The organism is Leptospira montravelensis, assembly GCF_004770045.1.
Taxonomy (GTDB): Bacteria; Spirochaetota; Leptospiria; order Leptospirales; family Leptospiraceae; genus Leptospira_A; species Leptospira_A montravelensis.
The window spans coordinates 42,621-63,367 of sequence record NZ_RQFO01000016.1 but is presented as its reverse complement, the minus strand read 5'-3'; the positions used below and the strand labels follow the sequence as shown (position 1 = coordinate 63,367).

Below are 20,747 nucleotides of genomic sequence, written 5' to 3'. Positions count from 1 at the left end.
TTAAGTTTATTTCTCCTCAATTTTCATCCAACTGCTAAATCCTCCATCAAAACGAGAAACATTTATTTCTCGCGATTTTAATAGATTTAATGCATTCACTGATAACAAACAAAGTGGTCCTCGACAATATACGATCACCTCTTTGGTTTTAGGAAATTTATGAGTCAATAGGTCATTATATGGAACATTGATTGCTTCCGGGATATGTCCTTTTTTGAATTCTTCTTTAGAGCGCACATCAACGAGAAGAATCCCTCCTGATTTGATTTTCTTTTGAAGTTCAGCGATGTTGAGGTTTTGTTTGGTTGTCACGGTAGTTCCAGTGGTAAGGCCTTGTGATCCGGCAATGCTAAATACTGCAAACTTTTCCAGTGCGTAGAATAAATCTTTTAACGGGCCTGATTCCAAACGATAAAGAATTCTTTTCCCGTCTCTACGTGTAGTCACCATACTGTTTTTTTTTAATGCTTGGAGGTGTTGTGAGGTGTTTGCTACGGGAATACCTGACTCTTCTGATAAAAGCTCTACTGATTTTTCGCCATCAGAAAGAAGTTGGAGTAAAATTAAGCGAGATTCGTTTCCGAGCATTCCCGCAACCTCACTCATCCGTGGAATAGTTTCCATACTTCCCATATATTATCTCAATAAAATTGGTGATTCTGTTTTCCTGCAAGAAATTTTGTAAAAGGTTTGGGAAAATTGTATACATTATATCAATCAATTGAATTATTGAATGATATAATGATTTGTTGGAGGCTTTTATGGAGTTAGAAAGTTATTGGAAGATCCTTTTGGTTGGGGTTGGTGCTACGGCAACTATGGATGTTTGGCGGTTTCTTTTGCAAAAAACAGTTGGAGTGAGTTCGCTTGATTTGGGACTTTTGGGACGTTGGGTTGGCCATATATCACGCGGAAAAATTTTCCATACATCCATTGGAAAGGCAGAGGTAATCCCAAATGAAACCAAATTGGGTTGGGCCATACATTATTTGATAGGAATTTTATTTTCACTACTTTTGCCAATACTTTGGGGTAAAAGGTGGTTAGTGAATCCAACGATAATACCATCAATTCTTGTTGGCGTAGGGACTATATTGGCTCCTTGGTTTTTAATGCAACCTGCAATGGGAATGGGAATTGCTGCTTCCAAAACGCCAAAACCATTCCAAGTTAGAATTAGAAATATTGCCATTCATACGGTATATGGACTTGGACTCTATGGAACTGCTGTTTTAACAAATGTTTTGTTCCGTTAAGTTTAGTTTGAGGAATTTTATATGAAATATATTATCGTTATTGCATTGATTGTTCTTTTAGGTTTTTTTTCTGTTGGTATACCGATTGCTACATTACCTGGATTTATTAAGGGCACTTTAGGTTTAAGTGATGTTTGGCTTGGATTCATCCTTGGAATCCAGTCAATTGTAACACTATTAAGTCGGCATCATTCAGGCTCCCTATCTGATCTAAAAGGACCAAAATTGGTTGTCCTACGAGGATCCTTCTTTGCTGTGATTTCTGGAATTGTCAGTTTAGGAGTTTTATATTTTCAAGGTACTTTTGGATACACAAGTCTTATTGTTGGAAGAATCATTTTAGGATATTCAGAAAGTTTACTGATTACAGGCGCACTTTCTTGGGGTGTCGGTTTAGTGGGTCCATCCAACGCTGGTCGAGTGATGGCATGGAGTGGAATGGCAATGTATGGATCCATAGCCATCTCAGCTCCGTTAGGTTATTTAATGGTAAAGCAATTTGGTTTTTTAGGAGGAGTTGTAATATCAATTCTGTTTCCTATCTTTGCAGGAATCATTTCTTTTTTTGTTCCAATGGTTCCACCTGCAAGTCAGGTGAGGATTCCATTTTATCAAGTGGTTCCCAAAGTTTGGAAACAAGGAATGGGTCTTTTTTTTGCTGCGGTATGTTTTGCAGGGATTGCAGGATTTAGTACACTACTATTCAGAGAAAGAGGATGGGAGGGTGCAGAGTGGGTTATGTTGGTCTTTGGCACTGCTTATGTTTGTGCTCGTATCTTCTTTGCTCATACGGTAGATCAGTATGGTGGTAAAAAAATTGCATTGATTTTCTCTGCGGTCGCTATTCTCGGACAAGGTATGTTATGGCAGGCAAATCATTCTTCTTTAGCATTTTTAGGCGCTGCACTGACTGGTTTTGGTTACTCTCTTGTGTTCCCTGCATTTGGTGTGGAAGCAGTAAAAAATATGGAGGCAAAATATCGCGGTGTCGCACTTGGAGCTTACGTTGCTTTTTTTGATCTTGCATTGGGTGTGACTGGACCGCTTGCAGGTTTTGTTGCCAATCACTTTGGTTATGCGGCAGTTTACGAATTTGGTATGATCACTTGTATGTTTTCTTTTCTCATTGCATTGAGGTTAAAGGAAAGAAAAGTGTGACCGAATCTTAATGAAGCTATGATTCCCTTGCCAAAAAAATGATTCAGATTTGTTTTTTTGGCTAAGGTTTGTATTTTTTACGATACTCAGTTGGTGTTAATTTTGTTAATTCTTTAAAGGCCCTGATAAATGAATTTTTTGAATTAAATCCAACATTAAATCCAACGCGAAGCACTGGAGTATCAGATTCCAATAAAGTTATTTTTGCTATTTATTTATGTTTTGGATCGAATTTAAATATTGTTTTATATCATTTTTTTTTTGATCACGATAGATTCTATGCCATGCAAATCCAAGAACCCATACCGAAAAACCAATGTTAGAGATACTTTCTTTGCGATAAAAGTAAAGGCCAAGAAATACAGATTGTATAAAGGATATTTTTTAGTTTAGAATCTTTACTTACTATTCATCTTTTGTTTGGGGTTTTCATTGGTGAACATTTAGGTCAACTATTTACGATTTTATGGATGTTTATGAATTCTGTAATGATTTGGAACTACCAAGTTTTCCCAATATGGATTGTTGTCTTTGGAAGTTCTCATCCTCGGTTTATCTTTTGCTTGGAATTGAAATTTTTAGAAGTAAAAAATAGAACTTCATACTTCGTTTTATAATTTATTGACTAAATGGAAATTGTCAATTTCGGAATTCGAATACGACTCAAATTCCAGTTTATTGTTTTGTGATGAGAAAAAAGTTAAGATGGAACCAATTTCCTTTTTGGAAAGTCGTTTCTAATTCATTAAAATTTAAGAGTCAAAATTAAAATTTGAGGAAATCAAATGTCAGTAAATATCTATGTAGGCAACCTTTCTTACGAAATGACAGAAAACAAGTTAAATGAGCTTTTTTCAGTGCACGGAGCAGTATCTACTGCGAAAATCATTACAGACCAGTATACTGGTGGTTCAAAAAGTTTCGGTTTTATCGAAATGAAAGAACGTAAAGATGCAGATAACGCTATCAATGATTTAAACGGAAAAAATATTCTAAACCGTGAAATGAAAGTGAATATCGCAAAACCTAAAACCAATAATTGGAATTAAGTTTTACATAACTTTATTTTTTTATATTTCAGTTCTTAGTTCATTTTACTAAGGACTGAAATATTTGTATTCTCCCCCAAGTTAGTTTCCTTATTTACAGGAATGGTTTACCGGTAAGCTGTATTTATTAGAAAGATAACACTCTACAATTTCTCTATCACTTGTGGATAGGGCTTGGTCGTAATAAATTAAATCTCCCATAAAACCATCGAAATAATCACCATCACCTGGAGGTAATCCTCCAAAATAAAACCTACCAATATCAAGGTTTCCACCTCCGCAATTGTAGGTAGGAGGTCCCGAACTAGTAGAACTCACGACACCACCAGCATTATATATATTCCCAGATGTCCCATTGTATTCTAGAGAGAGGAGGGTGATTGTATTGGCTGTATAAAAAGATAAATCCGTAACTAACCTAGGAGTATTCATTACCTGATCAAACAAACTTACAAGTTTTCCTCCCCCTCCATCTGTTAAATACAATAACTTCCCACTGGTTCCATTATGAAATATTCCATCATTTCCTGAACCTTCCATATCGTTAAACACGGCAAAGATGGTGTTTGCGGGAGAGTTGAATTCTGGAGTACAAGCTCTCGATAAAACTGTTCCTGCCGAATTTGAATAACGTATCGCCTTGGATCCATTGATCCCTGTAGCGTTAAAAATCGGTTGTTGGGCTCCCGTGGCTTGGCTCACATGAAGGCCATTCCCACTCCGGTCGTCCACAATCCCGATACAATTTGCCCCGCCACTGCAAGCTCCTGGTCCAAAGGATGCTGCTTCCGGCATAAGAAAAAATTTCAAACTACTGCTAGCAGGTGTTTGGTTCCAGGTGGTAACTTGTGTCGGATATGCACCTGAGAGCGTACGGATTTCGGATAAAGAAAGAACTCGGTTATAAATCCGAATTTCATCGAGGTCACCTGAAAATTGGCCGGCTCCATCGAGCCGTCTACCTACTTCTAGGCTTGGGCCAGATACTGTAGACCAAGATTTCGTATCTGAAACACGTAAAACTCCATTCTCATAAACTTCAACATTTCCGGAACTATAGATCCCGCAGAGATGCATCCATTGGTTTCGAAAACCTTCGTGACCGATTGTGACATCATTGGCTACACCAAACATACCTGTGACGGTATCCGTAACTACAAGCCCATTCCCTTGCGAAGTTGTGAAAGTACCATATCCCACGATGTATTCCCCAATAGTACTTGATTTATTAAACCAACCACAAATGGTTCTTGGGTTAGTTCCCATTGGCAATCCAGTGGGACTTAATTTTTGCATAAAGGAGGCACCGTTAAAGTAGTAAGCTCCGTTTGGGTTCCCGTTACGATCGGTGGTGGGTGCAGCTCCAGTTACTGTTAAATCATTTTTTTCTGTGCCATAGTCCTTTGTATTTCCGTTGAACGGATAGTAGGTGACAAGACCTGCAGGAATTTGAACCGCCATTCGTCGTATGGATTCATCATCGATGGCTCCCTTAAAATAACGAACATCAGAAACTTTCCCTTTGAAATAAAATCCATTTCCTGCGTCACCCACCTTGAACGTGCCTGTGGGAGGAATTGGGTTTGTCGTAAATACCACAGGATCTTGTAATCCATTGATGTAGATTTTCCAATTTGGATAGGAACGTTGGAGTACTACGTGTGACCATTGGTTGAGAGGTAATCCCATTGTAGTATTCCCGCTTGGTCCTACGGCACCAAGAGAAACTATCAATTTCCGTGATGAACCTGCACTATTAAAACTGAGGCCATATCCATTGGTCCCACCTTGTCCATTGTAAAAGATAAACTGGGAACCGGTTCCCCCTTCAGGAAATACCCAGGCAGAAATGGTGAGGTTATCAGAAATCTGAGGAGTAATGATATCTGTGGTGGATTTGATGAAGTCACCACCCCCATGTAGTTCGTATGCTCCACTGGCCAGAACATTTTCATCAGTTGTAAGAGTAGGGGAACCAACAATAGTACCATTATTAGTTCCAATGGAATCGTTTGTGTTTCCATCGAAAGTATAACGTAAAACTTCAGATGGTTCTATTTTTCTGAGAGAATGGTTTCCAGTATCTGCAATGTAAATATTTTGACCATCTGACAATAGATAACCGGGAAAATTCAAAAGACCATTCCCTCCAGTGTTGTCCGAATACCCGGAAACACTACCAACAAGTGTTGTGACCTTATTTGTGGTTAGGTTTAAATGTCTTATTTTATGGCCTGACCATTCAGATATAAATAAATTGGTACCATCGGTTGTAATTCCATGAGGATCGTTAAATTGTGCCAAAGTCCCAATTCCATCGGTAGAAGCTTGCACTCCATCTCCCGCAATTGTATCCACTGCATTGGTTCCCGAAAGGGCAATTCTACGAATTTTATGTCCGCCACCAACACCAATATCAGTGACGTAAAGGTAGTTACCGAGGCCAACTATAGCGATTGGTGAGACAAAACGTGCGTTAGTTCCGACTGGGTCATTCGCAAAACTGCAAATAGTGGGTCCACCGGCAAGTGTGCTCACCGCTGTAGTGATGGGGTTAATGACGCGAATTGTACAATTTCCTCGATCTACAACATAGAGGTTCCCATTAAAAAGCGAAATCCAACTTGGACTGTTGAAGGAAGCAAGAATTCCTGATGTGTTATCTGCTGCTGCTGCAGTCCCAGAACCAGCAAAAGTAGAAACAACGGAGGTAGCTAAGTTTACCTTACGAATCCTTCTTCCACTTGATTCTAAAACAAATAAATTATTCCCATCATTGGTAAGACCTGTGATTCCATTGAATTCTGCCGCAGTGCCTACTCCATCTTTACAGTTGGTAGTGACTGTTCCTGGGCAAACTATACCACCTCCAGAATTTCCACCAGCTAAGATGGTGGTAGTTCCGTTCGATTTGTCAATCTTACGAATGACAGCATTGATCGAATCAGCAAGGTAAACAAAATTACTATCAGCTGTGATCATATTGGGGCCACTAAAACGAGCAGCCGTTGGTCCGGCACTGGCAGCAGCACCGCCAGGATTTGCACCACCTCCACCCGAATTGAATGGAAAAGAACCAACAAATGTCTTTATGAATGTTTGCCTACCAATTAGATTCGTGCCCAAATCCGAACTTGCTGTGGAATGGATGTTTCCACCTACAATATATCCATTCACACAAGTAATAAATATCGTAACATTTGCCGCCGCCATTGTCCCTAAAGTCAGAGTGGGGTCATCAAACGAACAGATTGTGCCGGTTGGCTGTGCTGTGAGAGTGACAGCATAATTAGATCCTGTAGAAATTAGAGATGTAAATTTTGTTAATCCGTTTGTAGCAATGTTTAGAGTATCTGCCCCATTGTTTTGGACGGTAATACTACCGCTGAGACCAGAAACATTCACACCTACTTCATGGAAGTTTGCGCCAGCACCGCATGTGATACTAATATTTGTTATACTGCTATTTTGGACCACACCTTGAGCATTGGCTATGGAACATGTGAGTCCCGAGCCATTGGTAACAAAACTAACATTGTAATTTTGGCCAGAACTAAGCTTTGTCGGGAATGTAAAATTACCATCACTTGAAACCGTAACCGAATCTTTGTTGTTGGTCAAGGTAACAGAGGTTCCGGAAATGAGTCCAGAGACAGCACCACCAAGACTATGTCCCGAAAATTGAGGGCCTGTGAAAAAACGTAAGAAGGTTAGATATTCTAGAGGATCTCTTGCAAGCGAAGGCAAGGTACAGGAAGAGAGAAAAAAAAATACCAGGGGTAATGACAGTCTCTTCATATGCAAAATCGTCGTTATATGGAACTATGGAATGATTGGTATATTTATCAAGAAATTTCGATGTCAAAGTTTGGAAGTCAAAAAATTTGTAATAAATTGGTATATTTAAACGGAATACTGATCAAAATTCAAAGCAGTTCTTTAGTAAAAAAAAACATAATAGATCTTGCTATTTAAATGGAACTATATTTAGTTGGTAACAGATTCAAAGTATATACGTTTTTTTAACCACTAAGTAGTCCTCACTTTCTTGCATCCTGATCTCCTTTAAAAGTTTTCCCCTGCATTTTCGTTGTGTTTTTACCTAATTTCCTTTTTGGAAAGTCGTTTCTAATTCATTAAAATTTAAGAGTCAAAATTAAAATTTGAGGAAATCAAATGTCAGTAAATATCTATGTAGGCAACCTTTCTTACGAAATGACAGAAAACAAGTTAAATGAGCTTTTTTCAGTACACGGAGCAGTATCTTCTGCGAAAATCATTACAGACCAGTATACTGGTGGTTCAAAAGGTTTCGGTTTTATCGAAATGAAAGAACGTAAAGATGCAGACAATGCAATCAATGATTTAAACGGAAAAAATATTCTAAACCGTGAAATGAAAGTGAATATTGCAAAGCCAAAAACAAATAATTGGAATTAGTTTTTAATTATTAAAGTATAAAATACAAACTAACAAAGTTATGTCGATTTGGTATTTCTTTGTTAGTTTTTTAAATTTTTTCTAAATTTTTTTGGCGTTGTTCCTGTCCAATTTTTAAACGCATGATAAAAGTTTGTTGGATCACTGTATCCTAGCTTTTCTGAGATTTTTTCAATACTTAGATTTGTAGATTCTAATAATTGAAAGGCTTCTTTTTTCAAAATTCCATTTACAATATGTTTATATGAGTATCCCTCTTTTTTAAGTCGCCTTCTTAGGGTCCAATGCTAGTTGTGCCGAGTATCAAAAATACAACGGCAAATCAATTGGCGAAATTGCTTCATTAACATCAAAACCACCGTTTCGAATTCTAGTAGAAATATTAAAGTTTTCTCATGCAGAGGCAAGAATGATATTACATAAATACTACCATAAAAATTTAATCCCACTACTAATGAAACACCCGGCTTCAATGTTTATGACCGATGCATGGCCTGAGCCTTCCGGAGTTCAAAATGCGAGCGCATTTGGAGCATTTCCAAAATTTTTAAGTATAGCGCGTGATACAAATTGTCTTACACTGGAAGAGGTTATTTTTAAGATGACAGGGTTAGCGGCCAGTAGGTTTAAATTGAAAAATCGTGGTATTATTGCCGATGGTAATTTTGCTGACTTAGTTGTTTTTGACTGGCATCAAATTCAAGATAATACAAGTCCAGAAAAATGTGATGCGGCTCCCACCGGTATTTCCCATGTATTTATCAATGGTATTCCTTGCATTTTGGATTCGAAGTTAACAAACCAAAAACCCAATGGTGAGTTTATCATTTAACTGAATGATTTGCGGTCTGGTCAAAGTATTCTTTTAAGAGATTTTGTCGTTTGAACTTCCATTAGGAAATTCTAATACAAATTTGCTTCCTGTTCTTCCATCTGAGTACACTTTGATACCACCACCATGAAGTCGCATAAGTTCAAAACAAAGTTTCAGACCAATCCCAAATCCTTTTTCACCCATAGTGCCAAGAGATGTTATGGGATTTGAAAATAAATCTGTTTGGCGTTCCCTAGGTATACCTTGGCCATTGTCTTCAATGTGAATTTCGGTAAACTCTTGGTTTGTTTCTGCATTTACTTTGACGCAACCATTTGGATAACTAAATTTAATTGCATTGGCAATTAAATTGCGGAGGATCTCAATCAATAAGGAAGTGTCTGCGTAAACTGTAGTAGTTTCAGAAAGCAAAATATCTAACTGTAAGGACTTTTTATTTAATTCAAATGAAAATGAGTTTGCCAACGGTCGCATAATTTCGATTAAATTATTTTCGGAAAACTGTAGGTGGATTTGACCTTTATCTATTCGAAATCGGTTGAGGTTAAGAAGGTGTTCGACTGTAGCCATTGCGTTTTCTAAAATCACGAACACTTGTTTTAGAATATGAGTATTTTCTTCCTCAGTTGAACTTTTGTCAGTGATCATTGTTAATGCTGAGTAAACTGTACTCAAAGGGGATCGAAGATCATGGGCAACAAGGGAAATGAATTTATCTTTCCATTGATTTGCATCTTCGGCAATTTGTTTTGCTTCTTTATATTCTTCAGTTCGAAGGATTACAGTTTTTTCTAATGATTCATTGAGTAGTGAAAGTTCTTTTCCAAGTATTTCATTTTTAAGAAATGATTTTGTAAAATAAGAAGCCAAAACAAGTGATTGAAACAACACGGTAGATAGATAGGAGTATTTAAGGATCAGAAAATTGTCTAAAATTCCGTAAAGAAATAAAGTATCATTGATAGCACTTAAAAATAAAAATATTTGAATCAAAAGAAGTGGAAAGGCCATATCTTTTTTTTGAAAGACGGCATTAAACATACAAATTATAGAATAAAATAAACCTATGATTGTCAGGGATATTCCATAAAAAGTGGTTTGAGAACCTAATTCTGATGGTGTAACCAATACAAAAATAAATAAACCTGTGCATGTGATGATAAAAAAACTGATAATTGAATTTGAAAAATTTTCAGGGAATCTTTGGTATAAAAATAAAAGATAACTCGGCATTGCTAAATAGAATATTAGCGATAGGGAAAATGCCAATCGGTAAGGTACATCGGGAAATAGAAAATATAAAGAATCACCATTTAAAGATATTGAATGTAATGCGATGATTAAACTATACAATCCGAAATAGAATATAATTGTTTTATGTCTTCGGAAAAAATATACTGTGAAGTGATAGAAGGCCATAAAAATAAGTGCACCTGTAAGTAATGCATCTCGAATGGATTCGTTAAATATTTGGTCATTGATTTTTTTGTATAAACCTAAGGTTGGTGGATACCAAAACGATCCATCGTCATGATAAAAATTTGAGATATGGACTAGAACATTGGTTTCTGCGTTTGGATGGGGGAGTAAAACGGTTCCTGAACTTCGAGTAGGGATCATTTCTTCCTTAGTTTTCCCTACTTTTCCGAGTTCAAGTTCCAGTTGACCATCAATAAATATTGACATTGCGGCTCCACCAGTTTGAAAGAACCTAAGCGCATAAATGTTTTTTTTTGCAACTTCTGGAAATAAGATTTTAATTTGGTATGTTGCGTAGCCAGTTCCTTGGAAATGTTTTTTCCATCTTTCACCAATCCTAATGAAACTTTCCTTTGGTTTGGGATTTGTTGGCCCGGGCTGATTTAAATTTTTCCAATCGAATGCCCACTCACCAGCAAGAGAAACCGTTTGGTGGAAATCATAGTTTCTTAAATCTAATTCTCCCTTGGTAGCAATGTTCGCATTTTTATCTTTTGTAACTTGTGAACAACTACAAAGAATCAATAATCCAATCAAAAATGTCTTATTCATTTTTTTGAAATCTGCCGGTTCGGATTTTGCCCGTCACTGCCATCGTTGTAAGAGGTAAAATAATGTCACAGGTATTTTGAATCGAATCACCTGCAAAACTGACTTGTTTTGTTTCGCAAACCGTAAAAGCCCCAAATTAGGAATTTATTTAATTCCTTTTTGAATGACTTGGGTTAGGCAGCCAAAAATCAGGTTAGGATTCTATTTAAAGTTGATTTTTGTTTTATTTTTGTTGGATACCACGGTTGCCGTTTTCTTTTTTGCATCAACAGAATCGATTGCATCATAGGCAACGGGTATGAGAATTTTCCCTTTTTTATTGATCACTCCGTATTTACCACCAATGATTCTGCTGTGTTCTTCTTCTAATTGAGACTCACAACCATTACAAACGATAGAAGTTCCATTTTCAAATGGATAAACAAAATCGTAAGCTGCTGAAATTTGTTTATTGCATCGTGAATCGAAAAAACCAAATTTTTTGTTTTCTACAAAACGAGCTAAGTTTTCTGAATAGTAGTCGGGACCATTATCATAAACAAATACTTCTAATAAAACTAAGTTCTTTGTATTGATACAAACCCATCGGTTATCCTTTACTACAAAGGCTATCTCCTCTTTTGTGAAGTCCATCGCATGTTGGTACTGAGGTTTGATCATAACCTTTCCAGATTTGTTTTTAAAACCGTAAAGATTGTTTTCTTCAAAAGAAATCGGAAGATTTGATTTCGCCAATATTGGCAAAGTTAAGAATATAAAAGTTAATATAAATTTCATAAAACCTACTGCATATAAATTAAAAGAAAAATAAATTCGATTCATTGTTTCTCTTATAGTCCCATTAAACTAAGTCGTAAAAAAAAATATGTCAAGGATTTTGGATTTATTCTAAAAATAAAAAATTTGTCTCTATGACTAGATGAATTCAATTATTAATGTATGAGAGAATACGTATGTAGATGTTCTTTTTACCTTTCTTTCTTTGTTTTTGACATATATTTAAAATTTTAGTTGGGATTTTACACGAATTCCCATCTTATAATCAATTAGGAAGTGATAGTATGGAACAAAAGGTTCATAACGAAGATACAACTAATTTTTGGATGTCTCAAATGAATCGTATACCTTGGGAAAAGAAGCCGACAAAAGCATACGGGATAGCAGGCGATGGACTTAATCATTGGTTCCCGGATGGAATATTGAATACATCCTATCTTGCCTTAGATCATCATGTAAATGATGGAAAAGGAAATGATCTTGCAATCATTTATGATTCTCCTGTAAGCAAAATTAAATCTAAATTCACCTATTTTCAACTTTTAGAATCTGTCGAAAAAATGGCCTTCGTCTTAGATTCCTTAGGTATCAAAAAGGGAGATACAATCGTCATTTATATGCCTATGATTCCAGAGGCATTGGTATCTATGTTAGCTTGTGCTCGTATTGGGGCTGTTCATTCTGTAGTTTTTGGCGGGTTTGCTCCTCATGAACTTGCTGTTAGGTTAGATGATTGTAAGCCTAAACTTGTAATTACCTCCTCTTATGGAATTGAAGTTTCGAAAATAATACCTTATAAACCTTTATTAGATGAAGCAATGCACCTATCTAATCATAAACCAGAATATGTAATTCTAAAGTCTCGTCCAAATTTAGAAGTAATCATGCATACTGGACGTGATTTTGATTGGGATGAACTGATGGAAACAGCAGGCAAAAAAAAATCAGTGCCGGTTGCCGCTTCAGACCCACTTTATATTCTTTATACATCAGGTACAACCGGAAAACCAAAGGGGGTTGTAAGAGATAATGGCGGCCATGCGGTAGCTATGCATTATTCAATGGAAACAATTTACGATATGAAACCCGGCGATGTTTTTTTTGCTGCATCGGACGTAGGTTGGGTTGTGGGACATTCCTACATCGTTTATGCACCGTTAATCTATGGTTGTACCACTGTTTTGTATGAAGGAAAACCTGTCCGTACACCTGACTCTGGTGCATTTTATCGAATCATTGAAGAATATAAAGTTAAAACATTGTTCTGTGCTCCCACTGCATTTCGTGCGATTCGAAAGGAAGATCCAGAAGGAAAGGAATTATCAAAATATAATATTTCATCTCTTAAATATTTGTTTTTAGCGGGAGAAAGGACTGATCCTGTTACTTATGATTGGGCTTGTGAACTTCTGAAAGTTCCTGTGGTGGATCATTGGTGGCAAACAGAAACAGGATGGGCCATAGCGGCCAATATGATGGGTTCTAATCCATTGCCAGCTAAAGCTGGTTCAGCGACGAAGCCAGTAACAGGTTTTGATGTTCGAATTCTTGATGAAGAAGGACATGAAGTTAATCAAGGTGAAAAAGGAAACATTGTAATCAAACTCCCTTTACCGCCAGGTTGTTTGCCAACACTTTGGAATGATCATTCTAATTTTGAATCTTCCTATTTATCTCATTATCCAGGATATTACCTAACTGGGGATGGTGGGTATTTTGATGAAGACGGTTATTTGTTTATTTTAGGCCGAATTGATGATGTGATCAATGTTGCTGGTCATAGATTGTCGACAGGTGAAATGGAAGAGATTGTGGCTGAAAATCCTGCCATTGCCGAATCGGCAGTAATTGGAATTGCTGATGAACTTAAAGGGCAAGTTCCATTGGCAATTGTAGTTTGTAAAGATGGTGTTGTTTTGGATCCAAAAGCTATTGAGTCAGATATAACTCACCGAATTCGAGAAAAGATTGGAGCCATTGCTTCATTGAAAACCGTTGTGTTTGTAAAAAGACTACCAAAAACTCGCTCAGGAAAAATTCTTCGTAAAACGATGAGGAAAATGATTGATGGAGAGACTTATGTTATCCCGTCAACGATTGACGATCCTTCTATTTTGGAAGAAGTAATGGATGCGGTTCAGTTAAAAATTCAAAGATAACATTTTGTCAAATCTTTAGAAGTAACCTCTCGAAAAACTTTAACTTGTGATAGGTGGGTTACGATTTCTTTGGATTTAGATAGTATTAAAAATACATTTGGGATTTCTTCTTTTCGCGGAAAACAAGAGACCATCATTAACCATATCATTAATCGGGGCGACGCTTTGGTCCTTATGCCTACAGGTATGGGCAAGTCTTTGTGTTATCAGATTCCCGCTTTAATTTTGCCAGGTATTTGTATTGTAATTTCACCATTGATTGCATTGATGAAAGACCAAGTTTCTGCCTTACAAAAGAAAGGTGTTTCTGCTGAATTCATTAACTCAAGTTTGTCAAAATCAGAAAGATTAGAAAGGTATAATAATTTAAAGTCAGGAAAATATAAAATTTTATATGTATCTCCTGAAAGGTTCCAGAAAAAAGATTTTTTGGATGCCATTTATACTCAATCAGTTTCTCTACTTGCTATCGATGAAGCGCACTGCATAAGTCAATGGGGTCACGACTTTAGACCCGATTATACAAAAATATCTTGGTTTCGTGAGATCTTGGGAAATCCGACTACGGTTGCATTAACGGCAACGGCATCCCAACGTGTTCAGGAAGATATTGTGACTCAATTGGGAGTTGCGATAGAAAAAATTAAAATCTTTGATGATGGTTTGTTTAGGCCAAATTTAAAATTGTCTGTTGTTGATTGTTTTGATACAGAAGAAAAATATCATAAAATTTTTTCCGATTTGAAAATCAATAATGGTGCATCGATTATCTACTTTAGTTTAATTCAAGAGTTAGAAAAATTTAGCCATTGGTTAGACACTAAACATAAAAAACATTTAGTTTATCACGGGAAACTTTCATCAGAACAAAGAAATAAAATACAAACTAAATTTCTAATTACAGATGATGCCATTCTACTTGCAACAAATGCATTCGGAATGGGTATCGATAAACCGAATATCCGTTATATATACCATGCACAAATTCCAGGAAGTATAGAGTCTTATTACCAAGAAATTGGTCGTGCAGGTAGAGATGGTAATCCATCTGATTGTAAACTTTTTTATTGCCAGGATGATCTTACCGTGCAGATGGAGTTTATAGACTGGCAAAATCCCGATAGGGCTTACCTACAAAAATTGTTTGGATTTCTTTCGTTGAAACAGAATGAATTATCTGGTCTGGATTATGGAACATTGCAGTCCTTTATGACATTCAAAAACAAAGGTGACCACCGAATTCAAACTGCACTAAATTTATTGGAAAGTAAAGGTTTAGTTTCTGGAGATTTAGAAAGAGGAACCTTACAAATTGAATCTGAATGGTCAGATTCTTTGTTTTCTGAACAAGAGTTATTAGAAAAGAAAAAAGACTCTCAAAAAAGATTATATCAAACTCTTTTGTATACTAAAACAACAGATTGTAGAAGAAAGTTCATTCATGAATATTTTGATTCCACTTTTAACGGATGTGGGAATTGTGATTTGTGTTTGGAAGGTTAAATTTAGTATTTTTTTTATCTTTTTGATGTTTGCTAAAATTTATAAAAGACCTTGTTCAATGATAAATTTTCCTGTATAAATGTTAGAGGGAATTTTTTTTAGAATTACATTTTCCTCATTAGTAAGGTAAGTTAGTGATGAAACAAAAAGTGTATTTGAATATCGGAGAAGCCTATTTTACTTCAGGTAATTACGAAATTCGTACAATTCTTGGCTCATGCGTATCTGTTTGTTTATTTCATGAAAAAACAAAACTTAGTGCCATCAACCATATTCTTTTGCCTGGAAGTATGGATAAATTGGAAGAAAAACAAAGTTTGCGTTATGGTATTACGGCGATGGAGTTATTAATTAATGAGTTCGTGAAAATGAGTATTTCTAGAAATCATTTGAAAGCTAAGATATTTGGTGGTTCACAAACTTTAAATTTAAAAACCAACAATGTAGGTTCGAAAAACATACTATTCGTAAAAGATTTTTTACAAACTGAAAAAATTCCAATTATTAGTGAAGATACAGGCGGTGAATTATATCGAAAACTTGTTTTTCATACTGATAATTTTGATGTTTTTATCACAAAACTACAACCGAACGTATCTAGTGAAATTCTAACGCAAGAACGCCATTTCGAAACAAAGGTACGTGAAAGAATGGTTAAAAAAACATCAATATTTACATTTTAAATCTAAGCCCCATTCTATAAAAATGGGAATGTATTCAATTATTCTTATTAATTAATAATCCGTTTCAATACTTCGATTAAGTCTTCATCATCAAATGGTTTGACAATCCATGCTTTTACCCCTGCATCTTTTCCTGCTTGTCTTAAATGGTCACTAGATTCGGTGGATACAATTAAAATATTAGCACCAACTCCTTTGGGGTGTGCTAAAAATTCACGGGACAATTCAATTCCATTTTTACCTGGCATATTGACATCAAAAACACATCCATCAAAGGGACCGTTTAATTCTAAACTTTTCATGGCTTGGTCTGCATTTTCAGCTTTAAAGATCTCGTATCCTTCATCACCAAGAACCATTTCCATGAGTTTCAGTGCAGTTGGTGCATCATCGCATAACAATATTTTTTTTGACATTTTTGTTCCTCTTTATGATTCTAAGATTTGTAATATAACATTGGGAATAGTAGAGAGGCTGGCTTGTTTTTCTACTGCACCTAATAAAAAAGCTTCTTTTGGCATTCCGTAAACAACACATGATTCCTCGTCTTGTCCAATGGTCCTTCCTCCTGCCTCTTTTACGCCTTTTAAACCAGTGGCACCGTCTCTACCCATACCTGTTAACAGTATAGCCAAACAGTTGTTACCCATCTTCCCTTGCGATATGGAATTAAATAAAACATCTACTGACGGCCGATGTCCGCTTACTTTATCAAAAAATTCAACTTCTAAATAATATCTACCAGCCAAACGGCGAACTAGTAAATGTTGATCACCTGGTGCAAGATAAACATGACCAGTCTCAAGGATATCTCCATTAGCGGCTTCTTTTACAGGAAGACCAGTCGTTTGGTTTAAACGTTGTGCAAACAAAGTAGTAAAATGTTCTGGCATATGTTGCACTACTACAATTGGAGGTAGGTCATTTGGTAAGTGGTGTAAAATATAATCTAGGGCCTGCGTTCCTCCGGTAGACGCTCCAATTGCAATCAATTTGATATTTGTTTGTTTACCTTTGAGTCCAGCAAGTTTAGTCGGATTTTGGGGTGTAATATGTTGTTTTGGTTTTGATAGAAGACCAAATTTTCTGATTTTGAATGTTAACTCTTTAAGCATTCGTAAAAAATCAGATTCAGTTCCATCTGGTTTTTTTACAAAATCCATTGCACCACGTTGGAGAGCTTGGATAGTTGCATTAGCACCTGTTTCAGTATATGTGCTTAACATGATTACCGGCGTGGGAAAATTTGGCATTAGCCAATCTAAGAATTCGATCCCAGTCATCCCAGGCATATCCACATCTAAACTGATTACATCTGGGCGAAGTTGCGGAACTAATTTTTTGGCTTCAAGTGCATTGGATGCTGTACCTACAACTTCTATTGATTTGTCACCAGAAAACATTTCTGAAAGTACATTTCGTACAACATTTTGATCATCAACAATCAGGAGCTTTATCATGTTTCGCTTCTGTGCATTGCCTGAAAAATTGATTTTACATCTAAAATTAAACTTACGTTTCCACTGCCGAGAATAGTAAAGCCATTCACTCCATTAGCTTCTTCTAATATGCCTTGTAATGGTTTTATGACGACGTTTTGATTTCCTACAATTTCATCGACACGAATACCAAGTAGTTTTTTTTCGTATTCCAGAATAATCATTAATGGGTCAATACCATCATAAACAACTTCATCTCGATGGTTTAGTATTTGGTTTATGTCAAAAATTGGAATAAAAGTTCCCCTAACATCGATTACTTTTTGGTTATCTTCAAGTGGGATCTCTTTTTTATCACGAAGACTAACAAACTCACGTAACTCAATGGTCTGAATGGTGAAAAACTTTTTACCGATGCGAACGACAGTACCTTCCATGATTCCCAGGGACAGTGGAATGCGTAAAATGAAACTAGTACCCTTATGCATTCGGCTATGAATTTCAATTTTTCCACCCATTTTTTCGATATTTTGACGTACAATGTCCATACCTACGCCGCGTCCAGATATATCTGTCACTGCATCGGCAGTGGATAAACCTGGTACAAAAATTAGATTATAAATCTCTTGGTCAGAAAGATGTTCGGTGTCTCCACTGAGAATTCCTCGTTCAACTGATTTTTGTATGATTTTTTCTCGATTAAGCCCGCGACCATCATCACGAATCATAACCCAAACTTCATTCACTGATTGTCTAGCACTCAGTTGAATTGTTCCCACTTCAGGTTTACCAGATAACGCACGTTCTTCTGAAGTTTCAATTCCGTGGTCTATAGAATTTCTGAGTATGTGAATGATTGGGTCAGCAATTAAATCAACAATTGATTTATCAATTTCCGTTTCTTCGCCGCTGATGTATAAGGCAACTTTTTTGTTTGCCTTTTTTTGAAGGTCACGAACCAAACGTGACATTTTTTGGAAAACACCACTGATAGGTATCATTCGTGTAGATAAGGCTACTTCTTGTAAATCTAGAACAATTTTATGGAGTCGATTGATGGAAGAATTAAAGTCTTCGTTTTTGAGAGATTTGAGTAGTGAGTGTTGTGTTACATTTGATTCTGCAATCACTAATTCTCCAACTAAATCCATAAGTGCATCTAATTTTTCATTGGCAACTTTGATTTCTTTTTTCTGGGTAGTCGTTGTATTGTTCGTAGAATCTTTTTCTAATTGGGTTTTCTCTGCTTTTAAAATTTCAGTGTTTTTCTTTTCTGTTTTACTTTCAACAGCAAGAACAGGTTCAGCAGATAATGTTGATGCATCTAACTTATAATTTGGCGATTCATCGAAAATTTCGAATGCAGGTTTTTTTGTGGAAACAATAGGTTCCGTTTTAATCTCATCCTCACCAAAAATTTCAAAACTCTTTTTCTTGATAGGAGTTAAAATTTCTGGTTCGGCTCCGATTGTCTCTAACTGTAATTGTTTAATTTCCCTTTGTAAAACTTCAATGATTGCTTCTGATTCGTCGTCTAACTCAGGGTTTGATTTTGTCTTTTCTACTTTTTGTAGAAGTGTTCGCAACTGATCACAGGTATTTATTAAAACTTGGCAAATATCTTCGCTAGGAAGCTTTTTTTCTTTACGCAAAATATCCATTAAGGTTTCTGCTTCATGAGAAATCTTAACTAAACTCTCTAACTTTAGTAAACCAGACGAACCTTTAAAAGTGTGAACTGCGCGAAAGAGGTTGTTGATTAGATCCTCATCATATTCACCATCTTGTCCATTAATTTCTTCAATAGACAAGATAGCCGATTCACAAACTTCAATCAGTTCAAAACCTTCAGGTATGAAGTCGAGTAGGAGTTGTTCTCTTCCCATAATGAAACTCAGAATTTTTCAGTCAGAGAATTGTGTTCTATTCCCGACCCAAAACCATTTGAGTTTTTGTTATTTTTCCCAAATTCTGCTGCAATGTTTTTTAGATCACCTGGTTTGTTTGTATTAATTCTTTTTTGTTTTGCTAATGATAATTTATCTTTATCTATTTTTACTAGAGTTCCCATAATTTCCATTAGGTGACCAGATTGTTCTTTTAATTCATTGGATGTAGCTGCCAATTCTTCCGATGAAGAGGCTGCGATTTGAGTTGTTTGGTCCATCTGTGTCATAGCCAAAGTAATTTGGTTGATTCCGGAGGATTGTTCTCTCGAGGCATCTGCAATAGAAGAGACAAGTTCCGCTGTTTTTTGAATGCTTGGAACAATTTCTTCAATGACTCTTCCCGCTTCTTCCGCGAGCGAAACACTATTGAAAGACAGTTGGTTGATTTCTTGGGCTGCTACCTGGCTTCTTTCTGCCAATTTTCTGACTTCATCAGCAACGACCGCAAAGCCTTTACCATGTTTTCCTGCACGAGCTGCTTCAATTGCGGCGTTTAGCGCTAGTAAGTTGGTTTGATATGCAATTTCTTCAATGATTTTGATTTTGGATGAAATATTTTTCATTGCATCCAATGTTTTAAAAACTGACTCTCTTCCTTTGGTTGTTTCATTCGCTGATTTAGATGCGATATCATTAGTTTCATTTGCTGCTTGCGAATTTTGAGTTACCGATGATGACATTTCTTCAATAGATGCAGTTGATTCTTCGATAGATGCCGCTTGTTCACTTGCTCCTTGGCTGAGTGAATAAGCGGTAGAGGATACTTGTTCTGCTGCCGTTGAAACTGTTGTTGCAATTTCTACTGCAGAGTTTAGTGCCTTGGTTATGCTGACAATAATCCAAGCGGCGATTAGGACAGAAACTATTGCAGATACAACAAAAAGACCAGCCATGAAAATAAATATTCCCTGGTAATATTCATCTGTGAGTTTATTTGCTTCATCCATATCTGCGGCAGCCATACCAGCAATATCATCAGCAATGGCATCAAATCGGTCAGCTGCAGGTCTTCCTTTTATGCTTGAAATATCTTGTGCTTGTTGCGTTAAATTTTTTAAAGCTACAACCTTAACTTCTTCAAAAGCAGCAGCATACTCGTCATATGCAACTCTAAGTTCTTTAAGTTTTGCTTTGTCTTTTTCATTACCAAGTTTTTCTAAGTCTTCAATGTATCCAAATAGTTCTGAGGCATATTTTTTTCTAGCGGTAAGCCTTTGGTTCATTAACTCCATCGTCTGATCTAGAATTAAGTTTTTTTCATTTCGTGCAAGCCAGATGAATTTAGTCCTGATTTTTTCGGAGAGTTGTACCTTTGGTGAGTAAATTAAAACTAAGTCGGTGACTTTCTGGTTAAAAATATTAACGCTATAAATACCCGATCCGGTTCCGATACCGATAAAGAAGATTAGCAAACTGAATCCGAGGATCAATTTTCCTTTGACTGTCATTGAATTTAAATTTAACATTT

17 protein-coding genes and 1 pseudogene are annotated in these 20,747 nt (G+C 36.2%); 8 read left to right on the top strand and 10 right to left on the bottom strand.

Translation table 11 applies throughout. From position 1 onward, the window contains the following. Positions 1-6 precede the first annotated feature (6 nt). Positions 7-624: an ArsR/SmtB family transcription factor gene (locus EHQ31_RS10760; RefSeq protein WP_244247345.1), complete on the bottom strand. Its 618-nt coding sequence runs from the start codon at positions 622-624 to the stop codon at positions 7-9. 137 nt (positions 625-761) lie between these two features. Here EHQ31_RS10760 and EHQ31_RS10755 point away from each other — a divergent pair, with 137 nt between their 5' ends. Continuing rightward, positions 762-1,256: a DUF2938 domain-containing protein gene (locus EHQ31_RS10755; RefSeq protein ID WP_135573850.1), complete on the top strand. Its 495-nt coding sequence runs from the start codon at positions 762-764 to the stop codon at positions 1,254-1,256. Positions 1,257-1,277: 21 nt separating this feature from the next. Further along, complete coding sequence (locus tag EHQ31_RS10750; protein ID WP_135573852.1) at positions 1,278-2,414, top strand: MFS transporter; 1,137 nt, start codon at positions 1,278-1,280, stop codon at positions 2,412-2,414. A gap of 61 nt (positions 2,415-2,475) precedes the next feature. Here the strand turns inward: EHQ31_RS10750 and EHQ31_RS18950 are convergent, their stop codons facing one another. Then, the gene (locus tag EHQ31_RS18950; protein ID WP_244247396.1) at positions 2,476-2,589 is read right to left on the bottom strand and encodes a helix-turn-helix domain-containing protein; all 114 of its coding nucleotides are present in this window, start codon (positions 2,587-2,589) and stop codon (positions 2,476-2,478) included. A gap of 610 nt (positions 2,590-3,199) precedes the next feature. Between EHQ31_RS18950 and EHQ31_RS10740 the strand changes: the two genes are divergently transcribed. Beyond that, positions 3,200-3,463, top strand: coding sequence for an RNA recognition motif domain-containing protein (locus EHQ31_RS10740; protein ID WP_135573854.1), 264 nt, complete (start codon positions 3,200-3,202; stop codon positions 3,461-3,463). A gap of 90 nt (positions 3,464-3,553) precedes the next feature. Here EHQ31_RS10740 and EHQ31_RS10735 read toward each other — a convergent pair whose 3' ends face one another. Continuing rightward, positions 3,554-7,261, bottom strand: coding sequence for a LamG-like jellyroll fold domain-containing protein (locus EHQ31_RS10735; RefSeq protein ID WP_135573856.1), 3,708 nt, complete (start codon positions 7,259-7,261; stop codon positions 3,554-3,556). Between the two features lie 378 nt (positions 7,262-7,639). Between EHQ31_RS10735 and EHQ31_RS10730 the strand changes: the two genes are divergently transcribed. Then, positions 7,640-7,903, top strand: a complete 264-nt coding sequence (locus EHQ31_RS10730) for an RNA recognition motif domain-containing protein (protein ID WP_100744458.1) — start codon at positions 7,640-7,642, stop codon at positions 7,901-7,903. A 62-nt stretch (positions 7,904-7,965) separates the two neighbouring features. Here the strand turns inward: EHQ31_RS10730 and EHQ31_RS10725 are convergent. Beyond that, positions 7,966-8,175: pseudogene (locus tag EHQ31_RS10725) on the bottom strand (helix-turn-helix domain-containing protein); the annotation flags it as partial. Between the two features lie 53 nt (positions 8,176-8,228). Between EHQ31_RS10725 and EHQ31_RS10720 the strand changes: the two are divergent. Further along, positions 8,229-8,735, top strand: a complete 507-nt coding sequence (locus tag EHQ31_RS10720) for an amidohydrolase family protein (RefSeq protein ID WP_135573860.1) — start codon at positions 8,229-8,231, stop codon at positions 8,733-8,735. Positions 8,736-8,768: 33 nt separating this feature from the next. On the opposite strand, the gene EHQ31_RS10715 is transcribed toward EHQ31_RS10720, so the two are convergent. Further along, on the bottom strand, positions 8,769-10,769 hold the full coding sequence (locus tag EHQ31_RS10715; RefSeq protein ID WP_135573862.1) for a sensor histidine kinase: 2,001 nt from the start codon (positions 10,767-10,769) through the stop codon (positions 8,769-8,771). Between the two features lie 201 nt (positions 10,770-10,970). Further along, positions 10,971-11,546, bottom strand: coding sequence for a WG repeat-containing protein (locus tag EHQ31_RS10710; protein WP_135574141.1), 576 nt, complete (start codon positions 11,544-11,546; stop codon positions 10,971-10,973). Between the two features lie 284 nt (positions 11,547-11,830). Between EHQ31_RS10710 and EHQ31_RS10705 the strand changes: the two genes are divergently transcribed. The 3 genes from EHQ31_RS10705 to EHQ31_RS10695 all read left to right on the top strand — a co-directional run bounded on the left by EHQ31_RS10705 (position 11,831) and on the right by EHQ31_RS10695 (position 15,891). Beyond that, positions 11,831-13,705: an AMP-binding protein gene (locus tag EHQ31_RS10705; RefSeq protein WP_208652769.1), complete on the top strand. Its 1,875-nt coding sequence runs from the start codon at positions 11,831-11,833 to the stop codon at positions 13,703-13,705. Positions 13,706-13,774: 69 nt separating this feature from the next. Then, complete coding sequence (locus EHQ31_RS10700) at positions 13,775-15,208, top strand: RecQ family ATP-dependent DNA helicase (RefSeq protein WP_135573866.1); 1,434 nt, start codon at positions 13,775-13,777, stop codon at positions 15,206-15,208. Positions 15,209-15,345: 137 nt separating this feature from the next. Beyond that, a complete protein-coding gene (locus EHQ31_RS10695) occupies positions 15,346-15,891 on the top strand; it encodes a chemotaxis protein CheD (RefSeq protein ID WP_135573868.1) in 546 nt (181 codons plus the stop codon). A 47-nt stretch (positions 15,892-15,938) separates the two neighbouring features. On the opposite strand, the gene EHQ31_RS10690 is transcribed toward EHQ31_RS10695, so the two are convergent. The 4 genes from EHQ31_RS10690 to EHQ31_RS19035 are packed head-to-tail and all read right to left on the bottom strand — an operon-like array spanning position 15,939 to position 20,745. After that, complete coding sequence (locus tag EHQ31_RS10690; RefSeq protein ID WP_135573870.1) at positions 15,939-16,307, bottom strand: response regulator; 369 nt, start codon at positions 16,305-16,307, stop codon at positions 15,939-15,941. 12 nt (positions 16,308-16,319) lie between these two features. Then, positions 16,320-17,351, bottom strand: a complete 1,032-nt coding sequence (locus EHQ31_RS10685; protein ID WP_135573872.1) for a protein-glutamate methylesterase/protein-glutamine glutaminase — start codon at positions 17,349-17,351, stop codon at positions 16,320-16,322. Next, on the bottom strand, positions 17,348-19,216 hold the full coding sequence (locus EHQ31_RS10680; protein WP_135573874.1) for a chemotaxis protein CheA: 1,869 nt from the start codon (positions 19,214-19,216) through the stop codon (positions 17,348-17,350). The genes EHQ31_RS10685 and EHQ31_RS10680 overlap by 4 nt, the downstream gene beginning before the upstream one ends. Before the next feature lie 8 nt (positions 19,217-19,224). After that, complete coding sequence (locus EHQ31_RS19035; RefSeq protein ID WP_135573876.1) at positions 19,225-20,745, bottom strand: methyl-accepting chemotaxis protein; 1,521 nt, start codon at positions 20,743-20,745, stop codon at positions 19,225-19,227. Positions 20,746-20,747 lie beyond the last annotated feature (2 nt).

Bases quoted from the DNA above. Each gene is read 5' to 3' on its own strand.
- EHQ31_RS10760 (WP_244247345.1), bottom strand. From the start codon at position 624: ATGGAAACTATTCCACGGATGAGTGAGGTTGCGGGAATGCTCGGAAAC.
- EHQ31_RS10705 (WP_208652769.1), top strand. From the start codon at position 11,831: ATGGAACAAAAGGTTCATAACGAAGATACAACTAATTTTTGGATGTCT.
- EHQ31_RS10730 (WP_100744458.1), top strand. From the start codon at position 7,640: ATGTCAGTAAATATCTATGTAGGCAACCTTTCTTACGAAATGACAGAA.
- EHQ31_RS10710 (WP_135574141.1), bottom strand. From the start codon at position 11,546: ATGAAATTTATATTAACTTTTATATTCTTAACTTTGCCAATATTGGCG.
- EHQ31_RS10750 (WP_135573852.1), top strand. From the start codon at position 1,278: ATGAAATATATTATCGTTATTGCATTGATTGTTCTTTTAGGTTTTTTT.
- EHQ31_RS10715 (WP_135573862.1), bottom strand. From the start codon at position 10,769: ATGAATAAGACATTTTTGATTGGATTATTGATTCTTTGTAGTTGTTCA.
- EHQ31_RS19035 (WP_135573876.1), bottom strand. From the start codon at position 20,745: ATGTTAAATTTAAATTCAATGACAGTCAAAGGAAAATTGATCCTCGGA.
- EHQ31_RS10735 (WP_135573856.1), bottom strand. From the start codon at position 7,261: ATGAAGAGACTGTCATTACCCCTGGTATTTTTTTTTCTCTCTTCCTGT.
- EHQ31_RS10740 (WP_135573854.1), top strand. From the start codon at position 3,200: ATGTCAGTAAATATCTATGTAGGCAACCTTTCTTACGAAATGACAGAA.
- EHQ31_RS10755 (WP_135573850.1), top strand. From the start codon at position 762: ATGGAGTTAGAAAGTTATTGGAAGATCCTTTTGGTTGGGGTTGGTGCT.
- EHQ31_RS10680 (WP_135573874.1), bottom strand. From the start codon at position 19,216: ATGGGAAGAGAACAACTCCTACTCGACTTCATACCTGAAGGTTTTGAA.
- EHQ31_RS10685 (WP_135573872.1), bottom strand. From the start codon at position 17,351: ATGATAAAGCTCCTGATTGTTGATGATCAAAATGTTGTACGAAATGTA.
- EHQ31_RS10690 (WP_135573870.1), bottom strand. From the start codon at position 16,307: ATGTCAAAAAAAATATTGTTATGCGATGATGCACCAACTGCACTGAAA.
- EHQ31_RS10695 (WP_135573868.1), top strand. From the start codon at position 15,346: ATGAAACAAAAAGTGTATTTGAATATCGGAGAAGCCTATTTTACTTCA.